The sequence below is a fragment of the Pseudomonas morbosilactucae genome (genome assembly GCF_023241715.1).
GTDB lineage: Bacteria > Pseudomonadota > Gammaproteobacteria > Pseudomonadales > Pseudomonadaceae > Aquipseudomonas > Aquipseudomonas morbosilactucae.
In genome coordinates, this window is sequence record NZ_JALQCW010000061.1 from 1 (window position 1) to 3544 (window position 3544).

The following is a 3544-nucleotide window of genomic DNA, read 5'->3' on the forward strand; positions in this document are numbered from 1 at the left end:
TTTTTACACACTCTGGGCCGGTAACAGCCAGACATAGGATTTAGCCCCATGATTTTTACCGGCCAACAAGCCTACGCGCTCTATGACGGCGGGATTGAGACAGCGTTTTGTCCTCGGCGCACTGAGCCAAGATCGCGGTCAGCGCAATGTCTAAAGGAAAGCCATCCTCCAGCCATTTAAGCGCCAGTCCTGACCAATATTCGGAATGCGACGTCAAGGCTGTGATCACCAGCGGCTGCAACGCAATGTCGGCAGGTAGCTTATATTTTTTACTAAGAGCGCTTACCGCATCTGGCAAATCGAGTGCTGCCGTTTCGAAAGGTTTCTCAAGCAGCGGCAATAGCCACACATAGCTGAACTCTTCGTTCATCTTCCCCCCGATTGCTGATGGTCGTTTTTTTGCCTATCACCAAGAGCATAAATCAACCCAGCGGATAACAGTCGCCACCAACGGCCGTAGCATCCGGGGCGCCGAAAACAGATTTTCTAGAAGGCTAAAGGTTTATTTTCCTTCGGGTTGTGAGTCCAGGCGTCCAAGGCCGTAGTAATTCATGAATTCGCGCATAGTCGGTGAAAGCGTCTCTTGTGAAGCAATCTGCCAGAATTTTCTCTCCCCAAGAACCGGCTGTAACCGCTTGATGAGTTCCTGCGCCGTATTGTGATGGCCAGCACGCAGCCAGTGCCTGAACATGTATTCGTTTTCTTGCCTCGGTAGCTGTGCTGCTTGGAGCAGTCTGAGTGAATACCGGAAGTTCAGTGGCCAAAGTTGCTTTAAAAAATCGAGTCTCTCAGCGATTGGAAGGCCCACTAACCATTGCCTCACATCCTTATCCACCTGAGCATTACCAGATCGCGACGCCACCTGCTGCGGGGTGAAACGAGAGTCGTCCATGGAGTGCAAGGCCTAAGAGTATATGGGAAGGTCACATTCTGTCGTACGCATAGGAATAACGGGCAGCTTATTTTTTGCCCTTTGTCTGCTATTGGCCGACAGCAGACCCAGGCGAACCGCATTCTTCGGAACCTTTGGCGAAATGCGTCTCAATTTAGGAACGCTCGGGCTAAAAGCGTTACACAGTTCACTACAGTTACACCGCACACTCTGTGCGATACAAAACGGTGAAACCTTGATTTTATACATTAAAATCAGTCACTTACCAAGATACGTCACACCTGAAACACCAGTTTCACGTCTTTTTAGGTATCCACCCCGCCCCCCCATCGGCAATGCGAACCACCAGCGAAGAGACTCCAGCAGGAGCCGGGGGGTCCCTGAGCAAATGAGAGACATACGGGGTCGGAAACCCGCGGGACTGTGTTAGCGACAGGGTGCCCAGCTTAGTGAACTGGTGAACCGGGTGAACACACAGTTCACCAGTGCAAATGCACAAGGTCTTGAGAGGTTGCCGGGGACCCTGAGCAAATCTGAAAGACACGGTGCAGATAACCCGCCGCACCTGGTTAGCGGCTGGGTTTTCTACGTTGGTTGACAGGTTGACGTGGTTGACACACTCACTCAGGTTGACGGTATCCAAACGTTCGGGATCTACAACACCAATGCTCACCTTTACCGATCAGGTAACGATGACCTTTTCCCCCCTGAACATCCTTTCAATTTCAACGTTGAAATTTCAGTAAGCGGTGAAAACTTTCGCTGACACGATCACGCGGGTTTCCGACCCCGTATCCCTGACATTCCTCCAGGGTCCCCGGCAACATTCTGAGCCTCTACTCTGATCGCTCACAGCTTCAGAAAACTGCAAGTCTCCAACGTTGCTTTTGCTGTCTCATCTAAAAAGCGATCAAGCACGGCACCTCGTTGTCGGACGCGCTCAACCCACTCCCTCGCCAATTTACGGTAGGCATTGTTGTGTTCCCTCTCCCAACCTTTATCCGTAATACTTCCAGTCAGAAACACACGATCAATTGAACTATCCTCAAAGCGCGCATGGTGATGAATCGAATTCCGCTCTCTTAACTCTGCATCGAAAACCTTATCGAAGGTTTTTATGAAAAGCCCTATTTCCAGAGCATGATGTGGAGCCACCGCAGTTATCGCCTTGAAGTATTTCTTAAAGCGCTCTTTGAGCTCATAGAAACGGCCAAAATACATTTCACAAATATTTGTAACGTGAGCACTGCGAGAAATTGGTAATCCCCTGAAAGGGTATCTACGAAAATAGAACTCACAGTCTTTTAGAGAGTTTATGGTTTGCTCAAGGCCTAGGTACTGGAAAACAACCGCATGCTGCCTTTCAACATCATCTGAAAAAACAAACTCTTCCTTAAAAATACCGTTTTCTGGCAATGGAAGATCTTCAGCAAGTAGAGTGCGTTTAATCCTTTCGTGCTTCCACTCCCTCCAACCTGGGTAGCTCTCCAGACACTTAATCCACACCACCACCGCATTAGACATCTGGCGGCAATTCGTTAGCTCAATACCTTCACTGTGCTTACCCAATTCTGAGCTCTGCATGACATATCCATGGAGGTTAGTGACAGACCTACAATAACGGATATAGGCAGGCTATTCGCAACCGCATAATTTTCAAAAACGATTCATGAGCCATGCGCAAATGGTGCGTCATGGGATAGAGGGAAATGACTTGTGCTTCGAGTGAGCACACAGCTTGATGGTCCCAACAGACGCCAGCTTGTATCCCTACCTGTATCCCTAATCGTATAACCTCGCTACAAGGCACGGTTTATATGGAACACTCGAGTCTCCCTCGGGCACCAATCAAATATCTCAAGACGCTGCTCAATGCATCTTGAACCCAAAGAAACCGGCCCTTGAGCCGGTTTTTTTGTGCCTGCTTTATCGCTTTTAGTCAGCATGAGTTTTTTGGCTGAGCATGGGTCGACGCCCGTTCGGAAAAACTACGAACTTCCCCTACAACAATACAAAGCGAATCTGCATAAAGCGCTGGCCGCCGGCCGACACTGCCCCCACTTGAATCTGAAGCGAAAGAACACCGTGCGGCCTATACCATCAATCGGTTGTCTTTTGTCACCTCATCAACGTGGCGTAGGCGCTGGAAAATGCGCTACAAGAAGAGCAACCAAACCGCCGCAGCCAATACCAAGGAAAAAGGCAGCAGCGCCAACTCAACACACGACAAGCCCCCCCCTCTGGAGTTAGCCAGGAGAACATCAAGGGCTGCTGCGAGAACCACCGACCACGAACCTCTCTTCATAGCAGCAAAGGCTGCCAGGAGCGACCAACGGTACCACCAGGCCGAAATCTCTCTGGACCGAGGGTCGATCTCAGCATGACGCCATCAACGCCCTCCTGCAGCGTGCAATGCGCCGCAGCATAGTCAGGGCCAGCCAAGTTCCAAGGAACCGGCTGGACTGCGCGACAGCCCCACTCCTGGCCATCCTGCCCACGCTTCCTAACAGGCCCTGGCGAGCGTGATCGTCAAACCGAGACTTGGAGCTCCTAATGACCAATCAGACGCCTAGAACGGCACCAACAGCCATCAAAAACCCTCCCTAACGGATAAAAGTTTTTTCTCGCGCACAAACAAAACCCCAACTGCTT

Annotated in this window: 3 protein-coding genes; all 3 read right to left on the minus strand. The window is 50.5% G+C overall.

From position 1 onward, the window contains the following. Positions 1-55: 55 nt before the first annotated feature. On the minus strand, positions 56-370 hold the full coding sequence (locus M1B34_RS21910; protein WP_069076399.1) for a hypothetical protein: 315 nt from the start codon (positions 368-370) through the stop codon (positions 56-58). A 132-nt stretch (positions 371-502) separates the two neighbouring features. Then, positions 503-892 carry a hypothetical protein gene (locus M1B34_RS21915; RefSeq protein ID WP_169902358.1) on the minus strand — a complete coding sequence of 130 codons (390 nt, stop codon included), beginning with the start codon at positions 890-892 and terminating at the stop codon, positions 503-505. A gap of 849 nt (positions 893-1741) precedes the next feature. Further along, positions 1742-2476: a hypothetical protein gene (locus M1B34_RS21920; RefSeq protein WP_268266202.1), complete on the minus strand. Its 735-nt coding sequence runs from the start codon at positions 2474-2476 to the stop codon at positions 1742-1744. Positions 2477-3544 lie beyond the last annotated feature (1068 nt).

Bases quoted from the DNA above. Each gene is read 5' to 3' on its own strand.
- M1B34_RS21910 (WP_069076399.1), bottom strand. From the start codon at position 370: ATGAACGAAGAGTTCAGCTATGTGTGGCTATTGCCGCTGCTTGAGAAA.
- M1B34_RS21915 (WP_169902358.1), bottom strand. From the start codon at position 892: ATGGACGACTCTCGTTTCACCCCGCAGCAGGTGGCGTCGCGATCTGGT.
- M1B34_RS21920 (WP_268266202.1), bottom strand. From the start codon at position 2,476: ATGCAGAGCTCAGAATTGGGTAAGCACAGTGAAGGTATTGAGCTAACG.